Origin of the sequence: Novosphingobium sp. 32-60-15 (genome assembly GCF_002280675.1) — a bacterium.
In the GTDB taxonomy this organism is placed as follows: Bacteria; Pseudomonadota; Alphaproteobacteria; order Sphingomonadales; family Sphingomonadaceae; genus Novosphingobium.
Genome location: NZ_NCEN01000038.1, coordinates 1 through 15,026, shown reverse-complemented (window position 1 = coordinate 15,026; position 15,026 = coordinate 1). Strand labels below are relative to the sequence as shown.

Annotated in this window: 16 protein-coding genes and 1 pseudogene; 9 read left to right on the top strand and 8 right to left on the bottom strand. The window is 62.8% G+C overall.

Annotation, left to right across the window (positions count from 1 at the left end; all coding sequences use genetic code 11):
* From B7Y89_RS17120 to B7Y89_RS17110, 3 genes are all read right to left on the bottom strand, one after another.
* A partial coding sequence (locus B7Y89_RS17120; RefSeq protein ID WP_292940441.1) for a DNA repair exonuclease occupies nt 1–808 on the bottom strand: 808 nt, incomplete at its 3' end.
* Between the two features lie 22 nt (nt 809–830).
* Nucleotides 831–1,688 (bottom strand): nucleotidyl transferase AbiEii/AbiGii toxin family protein, encoded by an 858-nt coding sequence (locus B7Y89_RS17115; RefSeq protein ID WP_292940438.1) that lies wholly within the window; start codon nt 1,686–1,688, stop codon nt 831–833.
* Nucleotides 1,685–2,752, bottom strand: coding sequence for a type IV toxin-antitoxin system AbiEi family antitoxin (locus tag B7Y89_RS17110; RefSeq protein ID WP_292940435.1), 1,068 nt, complete (start codon nt 2,750–2,752; stop codon nt 1,685–1,687). Before B7Y89_RS17110 ends, B7Y89_RS17115 begins: the two co-directional genes overlap by 4 nt.
* Before the next feature lie 367 nt (nt 2,753–3,119).
* Here B7Y89_RS17110 and B7Y89_RS17105 point away from each other — a divergent pair, with 367 nt between their 5' ends.
* The 4 genes from B7Y89_RS17105 (at nt 3,120) to B7Y89_RS17090 (ending at nt 5,930) form a co-directional block, all read left to right on the top strand.
* Entirely contained in the window at nt 3,120–3,395 is a 276-nt protein-coding gene (locus B7Y89_RS17105; protein ID WP_292940432.1) for an HU family DNA-binding protein, read from the top strand.
* A gap of 190 nt (nt 3,396–3,585) precedes the next feature.
* The gene (locus B7Y89_RS17100; RefSeq protein ID WP_292940429.1) at nt 3,586–4,566 is read left to right on the top strand and encodes a hypothetical protein; all 981 of its coding nucleotides are present in this window, start codon (nt 3,586–3,588) and stop codon (nt 4,564–4,566) included.
* A complete protein-coding gene (locus tag B7Y89_RS17095) occupies nt 4,560–5,315 on the top strand; it encodes a hypothetical protein (RefSeq protein ID WP_292940426.1) in 756 nt (251 codons plus the stop codon). The genes B7Y89_RS17100 and B7Y89_RS17095 overlap by 7 nt, the downstream gene beginning before the upstream one ends.
* A gap of 18 nt (nt 5,316–5,333) precedes the next feature.
* Entirely contained in the window at nt 5,334–5,930 is a 597-nt protein-coding gene (locus B7Y89_RS17090; RefSeq protein ID WP_292940423.1) for a GIY-YIG nuclease family protein, read from the top strand.
* Between the two features lie 42 nt (nt 5,931–5,972).
* On the opposite strand, the gene B7Y89_RS17085 is transcribed toward B7Y89_RS17090, so the two are convergent.
* Nucleotides 5,973–6,506, bottom strand: coding sequence for a hypothetical protein (locus B7Y89_RS17085; RefSeq protein WP_292940420.1), 534 nt, complete (start codon nt 6,504–6,506; stop codon nt 5,973–5,975).
* A gap of 279 nt (nt 6,507–6,785) precedes the next feature.
* On the opposite strand from B7Y89_RS17085, the gene B7Y89_RS17080 reads away from it, so the two are divergent.
* The 5 genes from B7Y89_RS17080 (at nt 6,786) to B7Y89_RS17060 (ending at nt 9,120) form a co-directional block, all read left to right on the top strand.
* Nucleotides 6,786–7,055 carry a hypothetical protein gene (locus B7Y89_RS17080; RefSeq protein ID WP_292940417.1) on the top strand — a complete coding sequence of 90 codons (270 nt, stop codon included), beginning with the start codon at nt 6,786–6,788 and terminating at the stop codon, nt 7,053–7,055.
* 227 nt (nt 7,056–7,282) lie between these two features.
* Nucleotides 7,283–7,441, top strand: a complete 159-nt coding sequence (locus tag B7Y89_RS17075; RefSeq protein ID WP_292940415.1) for a hypothetical protein — start codon at nt 7,283–7,285, stop codon at nt 7,439–7,441.
* 265 nt (nt 7,442–7,706) lie between these two features.
* On the top strand, nt 7,707–8,045 hold the full coding sequence (locus tag B7Y89_RS17070) for a metalloregulator ArsR/SmtB family transcription factor (RefSeq protein ID WP_292940412.1): 339 nt from the start codon (nt 7,707–7,709) through the stop codon (nt 8,043–8,045).
* The gene (locus B7Y89_RS17065) at nt 8,042–8,476 is read left to right on the top strand and encodes an SRPBCC domain-containing protein (protein WP_292940409.1); all 435 of its coding nucleotides are present in this window, start codon (nt 8,042–8,044) and stop codon (nt 8,474–8,476) included. The genes B7Y89_RS17070 and B7Y89_RS17065 overlap by 4 nt, the downstream gene beginning before the upstream one ends.
* Nucleotides 8,473–9,120: a glutathione S-transferase family protein gene (locus B7Y89_RS17060; protein ID WP_292940406.1), complete on the top strand. Its 648-nt coding sequence runs from the start codon at nt 8,473–8,475 to the stop codon at nt 9,118–9,120. Before B7Y89_RS17065 ends, B7Y89_RS17060 begins: the two co-directional genes overlap by 4 nt.
* Before the next feature lie 98 nt (nt 9,121–9,218).
* Here the strand turns inward: B7Y89_RS17060 and B7Y89_RS17055 are convergent, their stop codons facing one another.
* The 4 genes and pseudogenes from B7Y89_RS17055 to B7Y89_RS17040 all read right to left on the bottom strand — a co-directional run.
* On the bottom strand, nt 9,219–9,824 hold the full coding sequence (locus B7Y89_RS17055) for a DUF2726 domain-containing protein (RefSeq protein ID WP_292940403.1): 606 nt from the start codon (nt 9,822–9,824) through the stop codon (nt 9,219–9,221).
* 55 nt (nt 9,825–9,879) lie between these two features.
* Nucleotides 9,880–10,080: a hypothetical protein gene (locus tag B7Y89_RS17050; protein WP_292940400.1), complete on the bottom strand. Its 201-nt coding sequence runs from the start codon at nt 10,078–10,080 to the stop codon at nt 9,880–9,882.
* Nucleotides 10,081–10,123: 43 nt separating this feature from the next.
* The gene (gene mobF / locus B7Y89_RS17045) at nt 10,124–13,186 is read right to left on the bottom strand and encodes a MobF family relaxase (protein WP_292940397.1); all 3,063 of its coding nucleotides are present in this window, start codon (nt 13,184–13,186) and stop codon (nt 10,124–10,126) included.
* A 3-nt stretch (nt 13,187–13,189) separates the two neighbouring features.
* Nucleotides 13,190–15,026, bottom strand: a pseudogene (locus tag B7Y89_RS17040) (type IV secretion system DNA-binding domain-containing protein); the annotation flags it as partial.

The window sequence follows — 15,026 nt, the reverse complement described above, 5'->3', positions numbered from 1 at the left end:
GATCGATCGATCCCAACAGTTGGTCGCACTCGGCATCGAACCCGGCCTGATCGTTCACCGTCCAGCTTCGCTTGATCCACTGGAAACGCCCCGTGCGGATCGGTGTCACTACCGGGTCGCGACCGTCACCAATATCTACCAGGAGCACTTGGCCGGGCTCATCGCGCTGGAAGCGATCGGTTTCAGGCGTGCCGGCGTACCAGGTGCGCGGATCGATATTGAGCGTCCCGTGCCAGTCGCCAAGCGCAAGATAATCGAGCGTGGAGCGACGAGCTCGGTCGGGTGCGATCTGGTTCTTGGTCTCCCCCTGGGTGCCGAAGTCGCGGATCGATCCGTGCGCGAGGCCTATGCGGATGCGACTACCAGGTGTCTCCATGGTGTCGAAAAGCTCGGTAGGATCGTCGAGATTGTGGCGATGCGCGAGCGGCGCGGGCAAGAGCCAGATTCCCGGCTCGATTTCGTGAGCCTGCGGTTCTGACAGGACTGTGATGCCGCTACCCGCGCGTTGGCGGACACGGTCCCAGAGACCGCCATTGCGGGCAAAGTCGTGATTGCCCGGGATCAGCCACCAATGGCACGCGTGGCGCTCCATTCGGGAGATCGCTTGAACGATCGTGCGGTCCTCCGGTCCCTCGGTGTCGAAGACATCGCCTGCGACCAGGACATGATCCGCGCCGTTGCGTGCTGCCTCCTTACCGATCGCGTCGATGGCGTCGAAGCGTGCCTCGGAGAGTGCGGCGCGCACCTCCGGCTCAAACCGACCATATGGCTTTCCGAGCTGCCAGTCGGCGGTGTGAATGAGCTTCATCGTGGCCTCGCAGATCGGTGGGTCATCGCAGTCCCATCGCACGGGCCCAGGCGTCGACCTGACCAAAGGCATCCTGTTGCCACTCATCCGGTGTCCGGCCGTCGAGGATATCGGAGCCCTCGACGAAGTTTCGCACGCATGTCGGGCCATAGCCGTCCGGGTCGTCGAATTTCGCGACGACATGCGCGAAGCCGTCTCTGCCGCTCTGATGATCGAGCAACGGGCGGCAATCGTCGGCGAGCGCGTCGATTCCGCCGGGATAATTCCGGATCGAGTAATAGACGTCGTAGGCGTCTTTGTGCTTGTACCGCCCGTCGAGCGCGAAGCCTTTCATGGCGAGAAGCGCCGGAATCGAAGCGACTGCGATCATCACCTTGTTGGTCCCGCCCTTGGGCATATCGCCTTCGATCGCGACGAGCTCATGGAAATGAATGGCGAGCTCCGCGCCGGATGCACGCTGGGTCGCGAATTCGGTGGTGAGCGGCGACCGGTTCTTTTCCAGGACGGCGTCATAGGGTCGCAGGAAATCAACAATTACATCGATCGGAGGTCCGTCATCCTTCGGCTGCACCGTCCGGACCATCTGGAAATATTTGAGCGTGTCGCGGGGGGCGTAACCCTGCCGGTGGAGGGCATCGACTAGGGCGACATACTCTTCGCCGGCCGCCAGGGCTTGCGCGTCGAGACTGAGATCGATGTCGAGGGTGCCGACGTGGCGCATCTCGCTATCCTCGAGCAGCAGCCACGGAACGGCGCCGCCGATAACCGCGAACTTCCCGCGAAAGCTGCCCAACGTCTGGCCGATCTCGACGAGCACCGATCGTACCGCCGCGCTAGTGCGATCGTCGTAATCGGTTGCCGATTGCGGCTCGTCGGTCATGAGGGCCACCTGAGAAGCTTGTCCTGCAGATGTTCGGCCCCTTCGGCGCCACGCTCGCCGCTCGCCATGAGATCGAGGTAGGTCTGGACCGGGCTGGTCGCGATGACGCCAGGAGCGACCGTCCGCGCGTCATCGAGCACCCCGTCCTCATCGGGTACGCGCACGACGATGTTCGCACCCTTCGCCGGCGCGCTCAGATTGAGGAGCGTCTGCAAGGCGCCGAGCCCCTTCTCATCGGCGTAGAAATAGCTGGTGCTCTGGCGGACGAAGGGCGCGTACCAATCGGCGGCGCTGAACGAGGCCAGTGCCACCCTCCCCTTCTCGGTCGCCAGATCGCGCAGACGCTCCGACAGGGCTTTGCCGTGGAGGTGGGTATAGAGCCGTACCTCTTCCCCTTTGGGCTGTTCATAGTTGCGTGCCCATTCGTCCAGCAAACCCGAAGGATCGACAAGTCGCAGCCCCTGCTCGGTTTGATCGGCCCAACCGCGGTCGCGCAATGCCGATCCGATCGTGCTGACCAGGCCCAGGCTGACCTTGGCTTCTTCGGCCAGTTCGGTCACGCGCCAAGCCCGTTGAGGTTCGTTCAGCAGCACGCGCAGGATGCGGGCCGACTTGGGCTTGAACAGGGTGCGAAGGGAACGTCGCTCGGGATCCGGCTTTCCTTCGACCTGTCGTTCGATGAAGATGGAGTCGAAGACGATGCGGGCGTTGCCCTGGAAGTCGAGGTAGGCGATGCCCTCGTCGCGGCATGCGGCCTGCGCCTGTTCGGATAGATAGGGTGCGATGAACATCGGCACGCCCTCTTGGCCAGTTTGATCCAGATAGCGTTTGAGCTGGTAGGCCGCTTGATGCGCGATCCGAGGCTGCCCGTTGCTCTTGACCTCGACCACGAGCCTGACCGGGCGGCCGGCGAACTCCGTTTCCGCAACGATGTCGACACCGCGATTGTGCTCGCCTGGCTCGCCGGTCACCGTCATCTGGCCAAGGGCAAATTGGGGGATCGAGCCAAGGAAGGCCTTGAGCGCTTCTGCCGCCCGTCGTTCGGTACCGGTTGGGTCTTTCACCGAACCGTTGAAATCATGATCCCGCTGAAATAGCAAATTATTTCACTAGAAACGCAGTTTCAGCGAATCGATGAAAGCGCCGAGATGGTGAAAGCGAAGGTCCACCCCGCAGTGCGCTGCATGCCTGCGTCATCACCGCATCATAGTTCGGCATGGTGTAGGCCTGCCATTCTGGCGCTGTCGTCATTGCCGCTTCCAGCATCTCAAATTTGGTCGCGGCGACAGGTTAGTCAGCGCATCCCAGATCGTCGTCAAAGAAATTTCTGGGATGCAATCAACGCGATCTGCCCGATCACGTCTGAGACCATGGCGCAGAACACCCTAGGTGACTATGGAACAAGTCCCATCAATCGCCGAAAGACCCCTCATGAATAACAGCGATCTTGCCGACTATCTCGCCGAAAAGGCCGGCACCACCAAGGCCGACGCGCGCAAGCTGGTCGACAGTCTGTTCACCGCGATCGCGGACGCGGCCGCCAAGGGCGACGAAATCGCCCTCAACGGTTTCGGCAAATTCAAGGTGAAGGACAGCCCTGCTCGCGAGGGCCGTAACCCTGCAACCGGGCAAACCATCGCCATCGCCGCGTCGAAAAAGCTGACCTTCACTCCGGCCAAGGTGATCAAGGACCGGCTTAACGGCTGATCGATGCCGCCGGTCAGCGTTGTCCATTTTGGGCTCCACGCTGACCGCTAGGCCACCCAACGACGCTGGCTTCGGGACAGGTGGAACTCTCCCACGCGGCCCTATCTAACATGAGGTATCTTTTTAACAGTAGCAATGTTAAATAGCTCTTGCGATGTTAGACAACCGACCCGACACCGGATTGGACGCCTTGGGCGAGGCGGCCGAGGCCTATGTGTACCATGCTTTTGGCATGCGCCTGGGCTTGACGCCTTTCGCCGACCCGGGCCTGCCGCACTTTCTGTTGGATCGCTATCGCCTTTGGAAGGGGCAACTCAACGGCGAGCCGGTGCTGCTCGTGGCCATGCGTTCGCAGGGACAGGGCGCCACCACCGAGTTCATAAAGCACCGCGACCTTCTCCGCCGGCATCTCGGCATTCGCCTGGTCCTCCTGCTTCTTGCGAGCGTACCAGCCGCCATTCGCCGCCAGATGGTCGAACGTCAGATCGGGTTCCTGGCTCCGGGGGCGCAACTTTACGTCCCCGAAGCGCTGCTTGACCTGCGCGAGCGCGCGCCGACCAGGGCACCGACCGCGAACGAACAATTTGGTCCGACGACCCAGGTCTTGATCCTCGCGAGCCTCCTTGGCGAGCATCTCAATGGGGCGAACCTGACCAAGCTGGCGGAACGGTTCCAGGTGGCGATCATGAGCATGAGCCGCACTCTGGATGAGCTGGAGGCGCTGCGGATCGCCAAGCCGCACCATGTCGGGCGTCAGCGCCGTCTTCAGCTCATCGTCCGGGATCGGGAGCTTTGGCAGGCGGTAAAAGGCCGCTTGCAGTCCCCTGTACGGAAGGTCCGAACCGTGAGGGGGAATTTGCCCGACTATGTCGCACCCCTCGCGGGCGAGAGCGCGCTTGCTCATTATACGATGCTGGGGGAGCCACGCTTTCCTCACCGTGCCATTCCTGCGGCTCGGTGGAAGCACTTGCAGCAGACGCTCGAACTCAGGACCGGATTTGCGTTCGACGATGACGATCGCGCCGAACTCGAGACGTGGAGCTATGATCCGCGCGCGCTGGCGCGAGATGCCGTCGTGGATCGGCTTTCGCTCCATCTGAGCCTGCGCAATGACCCCGACGAACGCGTGGCCCAGGCAGCGCAACAACTCTTGGAGCCTTTTGGATGGTAACTGGTGTCGATCGCTTCCGCGCGCATTTCAAAGGGCATGACAGCCAATATGTGCTGATCGGCGGCGCGGCCTGTGAACTGCTCATGGACGAGGTCGGCCTCGACTTTCGGGCTACCAAGGATTTGGACATCGTCCTCATCGTCGAGGCTCTCGACGCGGCCTTCTCCGACCGATTTTGGGCCTTCGTCGAGGAAGGTGGCTATGAAATCCGGCAGCAGAGCGAGGGAAAGCGCGTCCTCTACCGGTTTCAGAAGCCTGCGAACAAAGAATTCCCCGCAATGCTCGAGCTATTTTCGAGACAGCCGGAGGGTATCTCGCTCGCCGACGATAGTCATCTCACGCCCCTTCCGATCGACGAGGAAGCTGCGAGCCTGTCGGCCATCCTACTCGACAGCGCTTATTACGAGTTCCTCAAGTCGATGGTGCGCACGCTCGACGGCATCCCTGTACTCAATGGGGCAGCCATCATTCCCTTCAAGGCACGCGCCTGGCTGGATCTGAGCCGGCGCCGTGAGGAAGGCGAGAAGATTGACGAAAAGGACGTCCGCAAGCACCGCAATGATGTTGCCCGGATGCTGCAGCTGCTGGCCACCGACGCAAGCTATTCGCTGCCCTCGACCGTGCAGGAAGACATGGGCGCATTTGTCCGAGCCGTGGAAGTCCAGGAGGACTTCGATCCGAGGCAGTTCGACGTGAACATGACGCGTGATGTCGTCGTGGAGCGCCTGCGAGCCGCCTACCGCCTCTAACGCAGCGGGGAACCAATCGTGCCGGTCTACTTCATCCTTGAAGAAAACGATGCCGACTGGCGAATGAAGATCGGGCGCGCGACGAACCTGCGAGGGCGTCGCGGAGCGCTGCAAACTGGGAACTCGCGTCCGCTCAAGGTCGTAGGTTGGATCGATACGCCCAATGCCGGTGAGACCGAAAAGCGGCTTCATGCCAAATATGCGGATCGCAACATTGCCCGAGATGGCGGAAGCACGGCCAGGGAATGGTTCTATCTCCAGCCCGCCGACATTCTCGAAGATTTGCAGCGCGCCGGCATCGAGGGGTTTGTCGAGAAGAATGCGGATGCTTTCGAGGTCGTAGGGCACGACCGTGATGGTGTGCCCGAATATCTGGGGGTTTGGGATTGGAGCAGCCTTGAGCTTGATGAATGCTGCCCGTTTTGCGGGTGCTTTTGCGGGATGCACTTTCAGGACGCCTCGCAGATGTATCATTGCATCAACTGCGACGAGTTCACCAACTTCGAGCAGCCCGATTTCGATAATGAAGAAGACTATCTCGCGTGGAAGGCGGATCAGGAGCGCCTGAAGCTCATCAAGTCCACGAACGGACGCAGGCGGACGGGCTTAGCCTGATCCCCTGCCCTACGACGAGCCAGGGTCTACGAAACTTGTTCTTCACCGCCGCCGCAGGACCGCCAAAGCTTCGGGTGTGACGGTGTAGACCGCTTCGCGCTGCGCGCCGCGGTTTTGATGATCGACGCGAAAACCCTGATAATGTCGCCGCAGCAGTCCGATCTTGCAAAGATCCGAGACTGCCCGGCTGACATTGCAGCGGCCGGAGCGACGCACCCGCTCACGAACCTTGTCCTCAATGATTCGGTCCGCCTCGTCGCGATCGGCCGGAAGCGCTTGCGCGTCGTCGAGCTCTGCGCGAACCGCCTCTACCGTCGAACGGCGGCGCGCGTCGCGTTGGGCCATCGGGACGAGCGCATCGCATAGCCAGTCTCTGACTGGCACGGCGGCGCCATCGATCGTGATGTTCGGACCCGCACTTCCCCGCTCATCCGCGATCTCTGCGATCAGATGGAGCAGCATGTAGCTGAACTTCGGGCGCGGCGATGCGGCCGCAATGACCGCCAGGAGCGCTGGCGTATCCATGCTTTTGCTGGGCCTTGCCGCCGGTTCGAAGAGGTCTGCCTGCTGGAACATAGCATGAATCTACGTGGCTTTGGGATGAATGTGAATCCCCTGCGTGGCTCGCGTCTGCATTTTTTTTGGGCGGATTCCACAGGTAGCGAGCCGTTTCGGCTGGACCAGTTTGTCTCTTTCTGCATCAAAGGAACACATAGGGAACGATTCATAGCCGGCGGGGTCTCTTAAATGCCAAGCGTCAATGCGCCCTCTCCTTGTGAAGTGAGCAGCACCCGTTCCGGCGAAGTCACTTCTTTCGAGGAGCGTAGGGCGATGACAGCATGATACGGGGCGACCATGGAATTTCCCGATCTCAAGTTCGCAGTCAGATCCGAGCCCCTTATCCTCTTCTGGCCTGCGAAAAACACCCCGCTGGCGCAGCTCCTATTCGACACGATCGAGGACTGGTGGGGCTCCATCGATGCGATGTTGCTCAATCCGCTGGTGCCGGACGTTGTGCGGCTCAAATTCCAGCGCGCGCTCAAGCTCTACTATCTGGCGTGGATCGACGGCGATCTGATCAAGGCAGGTGAACTGGTTGCGCTTACTGCGCCCGAGTTGGCATGACCCGTACGGAGCACAGGTGCCGGACAAGCCGCGGAAGAATGTCAAAGCTGGACAAACCCCCGGGCTCGCCGATGCGCCGCCACAACGATCATTCGCAGCACTGCTCAAGTATATGGTCGACGGCGACGGATTGACCGACGCGGACATACCCATGATCGTGCGATGCGGTGGGACGGCCGTAGGCCAATTGATTGGAACGACGAAGCCTGCGCTGGCGGATCGGCGTAATGCGCTGGCGCATGGTGATCCTTTTGACGGACTTTTCGACCAGTGGTCTCATCGAGCTGGTCCGCGACCTCATCGAGTTCGCCGATCGCGACTATATTCGGGAGGTGCAGGCCCAAGCAATTGCCACCAGTGACACTTTACCTAGAAACGCCTGGTAAAGTGTCACTGGTGGCAGGCAACTGGATCACGATGTTGGTGCCGCATTCACGAGCCGCTGTCTCATCCAGGCGTATGCGATTTGCAGGGCAGGCTGTGCGAAAAACCCCGCCAATCAATCGAGCGTGCCTGGCGGCCCTGCGTTTGCTCGACCGCAAACTGCTTTTGACCGGTTCGCCCATGGAAAACATCAGCACGCCAGATGGTTCTTGTAGCGGAGGCATTCCGGATTGACTTTGTCAGCGTAAATAATAGATACTTCGCTAAGTGGCGAAGCATCCAACATCAGGCATGGACCGCACGTTTTGGGCGCTCGCCGATCCAACCCGGCGGGGCGTCCTGCAACGGCTGATGGACCAACCTGGGCTTTCGGTCAGCGAACTCGCCGGGTCCTTTTCGCTGAAGCTTCCCGGCATGACCAAGCATCTTGACGTTCTGTCCGATGCGGGATTGATCACGCGGACCAAGGCGGGCCGCACTGTGGCAGTGACCCTCTCGGCCACCCCGATGCAGGAGGCGATCGCTTGGCTCAACCGGTATGAACGCTTCTGGTCGGTCAGCCTCGATCGATTGACCGCGCTCGTGAACGAGGATGGTGAGCAATGACCCTCCCGAGCGTGACCATCGTGCGCCAGATTAAGGCGCCTTCCGCCAAGATCTGGGCGGCGATTACCCAGCCGGATCTGATGCTGCAATGGTGGGGTCCGGACGCCGGGCCGACCCTCAGCGTGGTGGCCGACGTTCGCCCGGGCGGCCGGTTCAGCGTCGTGTTCCGGCTGCTAAATGGCGAGGAACACAATCCGACCGGGATCTATCGGGAGGTAGTTCCTGAGAAGAAACTCGTCTTCACCTGGGACCTGCCCGGCGCATCGGAACCGGAGTCGCTGGTAACCTTCCGGCTTGAGCCGTTCGACGGGGGAACCGTGCTGACTCTGACGCACGAGCACCTACCCGACGAAGATGCCCGCACAAGCCATGAGCAAGGCTGGAGCGGCCTTCTCGACAAGCTTCTCGTGTTCCTTGGAGATTACGAATGAGCGAGATAATCCTCACGACCTACGACTGGGTTCCCGAAATGCCGCGCGGCCTTGTGCGCGATCTGCGGGTGCGTTGGGCGCTGGAAGAGGCGGGACTGGCCTATCGAGTGGAGAGCACGCCGTTTCGAGAGCGCGGCCCCGACCACTTCGCGGCGCAGCCGTTCGGCCAGGTCCCGTGGCTGACCGATGGAGATCTCACCATTTTCGAGAGCGGCGCGATCCTGCTGCACCTCGCCGAGAAGAGCCCGGCGCTCATGCCCACCGATCCGCGCGGCCGCGCTGAGGTGATGGAGTGGGTCATCGCTGCGCTCAACTCGGTCGACCTTCCGAGCCAGCCGTGGGCGTTGTTCCGCTTCATGGGCTATCCCGGCGAATCGCCCGAAGCCAAGTTCGTGGAGGACTTCCTGAAGGCCAGGCTCGAACGGATGGAAGCGGTGCTGGCCGGCCGCGAGTGGCTGGTAGCCGGTCGATTCACCGTGGCCGACCTCCTGATGGCGGACGTGCTGCGGCAGGTGAACCGGTTCGATGGGCTCGTAAATTACCCTGCTTGCCACGCCTACGTCGCGCGCGCGACGGCGCGACCGGCCTTCGTGAAGGCATACGACGACCAGATGGCGCACTTTGCTGCGGCAGATGCTGCCTGATACTTGCGCCGCCGAACCCCTCGCCCCCGCTTCAGGACGCACTGCCAAGCCGCGCGCCCTTGCTCTCGGCGCGCCGGCGCTCGCGCATCTTGTCACGGTCATCGAGTGCCATTGAAGCGTCCCTCGAGCGGCCAGACGTGCGGCGGCATCGGTAAGCGCGCCACTGTGGGTGTTGCCGCCAGCGCCGAATCCCGCAGGTGTCCAACCGCAGCCTGGGCGGTGGCGACGGTGGCCCGGTCGGATGAAGAGATCCGGATCATCTGATAGCCCGCGCGTGTCGTCATCGCCTCATGCTCCCGATCGTCGTCGGGTTCGGCGAAGCGCTCGTCCATTTCGATTAGCGCGACGACTGAACTCGAGGTAGGATCGACAATCACGAAGTCGACGATCCTCTGACCGAACGCATCGCTATCCGACGCTCGCGGCCGCCGACCCGGAATAACGCCCGGTGCGAGGAGCGCGCCCATCGAAACCTGGGCGTGAATCCGATACATCGGCAGGACCCGCTCGAGCGCGGCGAGCATCGCGTGCTTCCGATTGGTAAGGAAGGGTTTTGACACCGGCACCGGCGCGGGGCGATCCCTGATCCCTTGGCGGATGCGCGGCGCGATCCATATGGCAAAACGCAACACGACCAGGGTGCCGATGGCGAGCAGCAGGTTGCCGAGCGGCAGTTGGCCAAGTTGATCGAAATAATATGACATGAACCTCTCCCGGTTTCGCGCACGAGGCTGGCGCCCCGTGCCGGCGCAGCGCCTTTCAGTTCCAGCCGTCGCGACGGCCCTCGTTGCTATCTTTCAAGTTACGGCCGTCGACCGCAGAGCGGCGGATCTCCAGCTCAACCTGGTCGCCTTTGCGACGCGTGCGGAAGTCGGCGTCTTTCAGGCCATTGCGGCGCGCATAGTCCTCGGCCGCCTTTTCGCTGCCGAACTTGCCACCCTCGTCAAAATCCCATGCCATGCTTCGTCTCCTTGGTTGGACCGGCACCGCCGGTGTTTCGCACTCACAAATCGAGTCCCAGGCTGCGCTCGGGCAGCGGCGGCAGCAGATCGCCCTTGTCGGGTTTGAGATCGGGCGGGGTCGCGACGTCACTGGCCTTGGCTGCGGCGGCGGCCGGAGCGATGGGCCCGTCCGGGATCGGCGGCAGGTCGGCGAGGATGTCGGGCCGGTCGGCCAGATTGATGGCGTCGATCGGGCCCGGATCGAACTTCACCGGCGGTGCCGACCCCTTCTTTCCGTCGATGTCGAGGCGGCCGACCGTCTCGAGCGCGGAAGTCTTGTTGCCGGGGTTGAGATCGAGCTGGCGCTCCAGCTTTTCCCGGTTGTCAACGACCATCGTCAACTCGTCACGGACGCGCGTCACGCCGACATTGAAAAGCCGCTGGTTGGACAGATTGCGCTCGTGGCTGTCCATGACCGTGATCGCTTTGTCGGTCGTGATGCCCTGCGCCATGTGCATGTTGAGCGCATAGGCAAGGTCGAGCCGCGACAGCATTGGATCGCCAAGGTCGAGGGTCAGCCGCTGCTGGTTAGCGGTTTCAACCGTCACGCCATTGGCACCGACCGTGAGCACGCGCGCGAGCGCGGCATTATGGAGGTCGCGCGGCTTGTCATTGGCGGTCCAGCGGATGCTGTCGCCCTCGCGGACATGGAGATCCTTCTTCTGGGTGAGTTCGAGCCGGTCGCGCTTCTCGGTCGGCGACATCTTCTGCGGATCGAACCGGATCTTCCGGTGCCCGTCGCTGAGCTCGACCTTGCCGTTCGGCAGCACGCGCGTGACGTCGTAGCGGCCCTTCTCGAGCCCCACATCCTGCGCGCCGCCGCGGCCGACATCGAGCGTCTGGCCAGGTTGATAAGTCGAGGCGTAGCGCAACTCTTCGCGAGTCAGATTGACCCGCTCATAGACGGTGAGGTGGATGCCCTGCCCCCGCACGATGCCTTCGGCCGCCAGACCGTCCTGAATGCGCTGGTTGATGATTGCGCGCGATGAGCGGCCTGACGCGAACACCGCGGTCGCCTCGCGATCCCCCGCGGACAGTCCGAGCCACATGTCGGCGGCCGTCTCAGGCGCGCTGGCACTCTCATGGACGTTGTCGCCCAGCACCTTCATCGCCTCGCCCGCCTTGCCCACATTGGCGAGCGCGGCGACCGTCCGCAGCGTGTCGGTGCGCTGGCGGATATTCTCGTCCATCCGCGCGATCGTGCCGCCCGCCGCCTGGATCATCGCGAAGGATTTGCCGGCGTCGATTGAAGAGAGCTGCTGGCGATCGCCGACCAGCACGAGTTTGTCGACGCCCAGAGCTTCGGTGATCCGGTACAGCTTGAGCATATCGTCGCTCGCGACCATCGAGGTCTCGTCGACCACCAGCATCGCGCCTGAGAACTTCGCTTGCGCAGCCTCGGACCGCGGCGTGTCGCGCTCGGTCACGAACCGTTCGTTGGCAAGCACGAAGGAGGCGATCGTCTGGCTTTTGATGCCGGCGCTTTCGCCGAGGTCCGCGACCATCTTGTTCTGGAAGGCGAGGCCAAGAATCTCGCGCCCTTCGCTTGCCGCGACGCGCGCGACCGCCTGCAGCATGGTCGACTTGCCGGCGCCGGCGACGCCCTGGACGGTGACGGTGCGATCTTGCGAGGAAAGTATGAGGGTCGCGGCAGCAAGCTGCCCGGCGTTGAGAGGACGATCGGCGGCCGCCTGCAGTCGAGCCGGCGCGTCAGCGGCCGGGACGATCGGCACCGCCCTCCCCGTCCCCGTCTCCACCGCCTTCAGGATGCTTTCTTCGGTGCGCAGCGCGTCTTGCGTGGTGACCATGCTCACGCCCTTGTCGCCGGCGCGCGCGACGCTCGGGATGAGCTGCCGGTTCTCAATCAATTGACCGATACGATGCTCGACCGTGTCGATCGTCACACCCTTCAGACCGAGGTCGAGCGCGGTCTTCGCGAGCAGGTGCACGTTGAACGCCGCCTCGCGCTCGGCGAGGATCCGGACGGCCGATGCAACCGCGAGCTGCGATCGGGCGGTGGTTGGCGATTGGGTTACCCGTGCGAGACCACTATCGACCAGCGGATCGCTTGGGCGGAGGAAGCCGCCGACAAGGTCACGCGCGCCAGCGATCGCCTCGCTGACCGCACGAAAACCGCGATCGAGGCGGCTGTCTGCGGCGCTCTGCCCGGAGCGCGTCTCGGCGGACGCGAGCAGACTCTTGCCGTCGAACCCGAGTGCGGCCGCCTTGTCGATCCAGCCCCGTACGAGTCCGTCGCGTGTCCCGGCATTGAGCTTGGGATCGCGGGTGTTGGTCGTGACCCCGTCGCGACCCTTGGCCGAGACGATGCCGAGTTCCGCAGCCTTTTCGAGGATAGCCTCGCGGCGCTGGCTGAAGGCGTCGATAACGCCCTTGGGCACGCCCGCAATCTCGAACGTGCCATGCTTGCCCTTGAGCTCGACCTGGTAGCCGAGCTTCTCGAGACCAGCGCGCAGATAAGCGTGATAGATAGCGCCGATCGTTGTGTTGTTGCTCCAGATCTTGTCGGCATGAAGCGCCTGCCATTTGCCCTCGGGCATCTGGGTCAGGTTGGCGACGACGGCATGCACATGGGCCTGCGGGTCGAGCGCGCGGCTCGTGTCGTGCTGGAACAGTGCATAGACGAGATTGCCAGTCTGAACCGGGACTTTGCGGCCCTCGACATCCTTGCGGCCTTCGGCGAGATTCTTCGCCACCCAGGACATGGTCTTCTGGACGGCGGCCATATTGGCGGCGAGCACGCGCTTGTCGCCGGCGACATAGGCCATAAGCGAAACCGATTTGGGCGCCGAGAAGGTGAGATCGACGCCGTTGCGGCGGTTTTCGACCTGGGCGACGCCCTCGCCTGACGGCAGCGTCCCGCTCAGAATTTCCTCGAAGGCCTGCTTCGACACCTCGCCCTCGAGACCGAGCGTCTCGGCCCCCTCCCCACCCCAAGCGCTCTGTTCGGCCGAGCCATCGGCGGTGTAGTAATTGTCCTTGAAATCGTCCTTCGCGAAATAGTTCGCGGCACCAGATGCGGAGCGGACAGAGGCGACCGAGAGCATCGCCTAGATCCCCATGTCCATGCCGTCAGAATCCCGCCCACTGGCGAACCCTTCCCTCAGCTCGACCAGGGTCTGATCCTCGACCTGGGCGGCACGCGGCTGGGCGTCACGACCGTCGCGGCGTTCATCGCTCGTGCGGGTGCCGGCAGCCTGGTCTTCGGGTTTTTCGCGCCCGGCCTGCGCCTTGTCGGCGGCATGGGTAGCGGGCGTCGTCTGCTCGCCCCGATCATCATTGCGCTGCGCCGCGCGCAACGTCTCGGCATTCTCTTCCTCGGTCGGAGTTTGAAGGATCCGGGCCGCCATGTCCTTGGCGAGATTGGTCGCCTCGACCACCTCCTCCACGATCTGGATGGCACCATCGCGCCCTCCTGCCTCACCCTCCTCCTCGGCGAACACTTCCTCTCCGCGCCTCGACCGGACGGGCTGCATCGTGGGCCGGGCGATGAAGCCCTGCGCAACCTGGGGGTAGTCCTTCCATTCGAGCAATATGCGCGCCGCCGGGAACCCATCGGGGAACTTCACGAAGCCGTGCATCGAGGGCAGATTGGTGATGTCGTCGGCGATGACGAGCGGCTCGACCTGCTTGCGCGGCGTCAGCGTCGAGGCGTCGCGATTGTTGTTGTATCCATAGCTGTACGCCTCATCCATCTGGCGCACCTCGCGGTTGCCGATGTAGCGTGCGCACTGCTCGGCCGTATCGAGGTCGGCGGTCGCCAGGATGAGCTTGGAGCGGGCAAGCGAAGCGAGATTGCGGGCACCCTGCTCGCCGTAAACCTCGACCAGCTTCTCGAAGCTATGGATGCCGAGTATCATCGCGCCACCGAACGCGCGCGCTGTCTGCAGGCCGTTCTCGATCGCGGGTAATTTGTGAAGCGCGCCGAGCTCGTCGAGCATGAACCAGATGCGAAGCGAGCGGGTGCGCGGCATGGTCATGAGTCGGTTGATGCACAGGTCCATCCAGAGCGTTAGCAGCGCCCGGTTCATGGCCAAGTCGACATAGTTGGAGGTGATGAAGAGGATGCCGCCGGGCTTCTTTTCGCCGGTGATCCAATCGCGGATCGAGAACTGTTCACCCTCGTCGGGGAGGAAGCGCAGGACCTGCGCATTGGTGTTGAAGACGGCGCGGATCGATTCCGCCATCCTGGCGGCCTCTGGAGCGGTCAGCGGGTCCGCGATGGTGTTGGCGAGAAAGCGGTGAACCGCGCAGCGAGCGCCCAGAAGGGTTCCGACGAGCCGCCATCGGACGGGATCAGGGCAGCCGCGGCTGCTGTGAACTCGCTATGCGTGCGGCAGTCGTTGAAGATCGACCAGGCCGGGCAGCGCTGGTCCATGGGATTCAGGATGGTATCGCGATCGGGGTCGTAAAAGGCTTCGACATAGGCGCCGGTCAGATCGAAGATCACGGCATTGTCCTGACGCTCGCGCATCTGCGCCACGAGACTGCGAAGTTCTGTTGTCTTGCCCGATCCGGTCGTACCGATGAGCATCGTATGCGACTGCTCCATGCGATGTGGATAGGGTATGCCGGCGAGCGAATAGGGATGGTGGATGCCGCCTGCTTTTCGCTCGACGAACGGCAGCCTCAAAACGGCCGAGGGGCTCAACCGGGGGAAGAACTGTCGCGCATCTTCCTGGAATTTGGCGGCGTTATGCTGGGCGATTTCGGCGAAGAGGACATCGCGTTCGACAAGCATCGCGCCGCGTTCGTGGCGCTCCTGGAGGATGGTCTTGCCGCGCCGGCGCGAGATGTCGACGAACCAGATCGCGATCGGCGCAATGACGAACAAGGAGACCAGCAGCGAGCCGATCAACACGTGGACCGTCGTGTCCCACGCCTTCT